The following is a 1,068-nucleotide window of genomic DNA, read 5'->3' as shown; positions in this document are numbered from 1 at the left end:
TGCAGCCTCTTCGTCGCTCAACCCCACCAGCGAGTGCCAACCCACAAAGTGCGCCTTGAGCCGTTGCGTCAAGGCGTCTTCGTGCGGAAAGGTCGGGTAAGCCACCAATTCGATCCCTGTGTGGCCCAAGTCAGCCAATACGCTTTCCAGAAAGTATCCTACCGGGTGCGTTCGCAAATCGGGTGAAGCCAGGCCCACGCGCAGACGCTTCGGCACCGCATCGCAGCGCCAGTCTTTATAAGGACGCTCTGCCATGCGGGTGAGCAAGTCACCATACTGCCGGGCGTGGGACAAGCGGGTCCGTGCATCCTGGTGCTGACCGTAGTTCAGGCAAAACAGTAGCATCGTGTAGGCCGAAGGCCAGTTAGGGCGCAGGGCAAGCGCCTGCAGCAAACTTTGTTCCGCTTCCTCTAGTCGCCCCTGCTGTTTGAGTGTGTTGCCTAGGTTGTACCAGGCTTCCGGATAGGAAGGACGTAAAGCGATGGCTTGGTGCAAACAGGCTTCGGCCTCGCTGTAGCGGTCCAGTTCGTGCAGCGTGGCAGCCAGATTGTTGTACGCCTCGACGTAGTCGGGCTTAAGGGCGATTGCCCGGCGCAGATATGGCTCGGCCGCTTGGCTGCGGTGCAGGTTTTGCAGCGTGGCACCGTAATTGTTGAGTACCTCGGCATCCTCCGGCAGGAGTACTGCTGCCTGTTCCATAGCTACCAAGGCTTCCTCGATGCGCCCGAGCTGCTTGTAGAGCACACCTAGTACATTCCAGCCAAAACCATAGTTCGGCGCTCGCTGCGTCAATTGTCGCGCTAGGGCTTCACACTCTGCGTATTGCCCTTGATTAAACAAATTGACCAATTCTGCACTGTGAGCCTCTGGTGAGAAATCTGCTGCTTGTCGACATGAATCATTCAAGACGTCACTTGCAAGGCTCTGGGCCTGTTGCCACATCGAGAGAAAAGCTTGATACAGATTCTTGGCGAAGCGCTGCGCATCGAAGAGTGGAGAGCGAGCGACTCGTTCACGCAACCCGGCCCGCAGCGCGGCCAGCGTCGCTGGGTTTTGGGCGAAGGTGAT

At 58.0% G+C, this 1,068-nt stretch carries 1 protein-coding gene; it reads right to left on the bottom strand.

What is annotated here, in order from left to right:
• On the bottom strand, positions 1–1,068 hold a 1,068-nt coding region (locus tag HW932_RS21445; protein ID WP_176978481.1), incomplete at both ends, for a tetratricopeptide repeat protein.

This window comes from Allochromatium humboldtianum (assembly GCF_013385175.1).
GTDB classification, from domain to species: Bacteria; Pseudomonadota; Gammaproteobacteria; order Chromatiales; family Chromatiaceae; genus Thermochromatium; species Thermochromatium humboldtianum.
The sequence above is the reverse complement of the archived record's forward strand: the minus strand, read 5'-3'. Positions and strand labels throughout refer to the sequence as shown.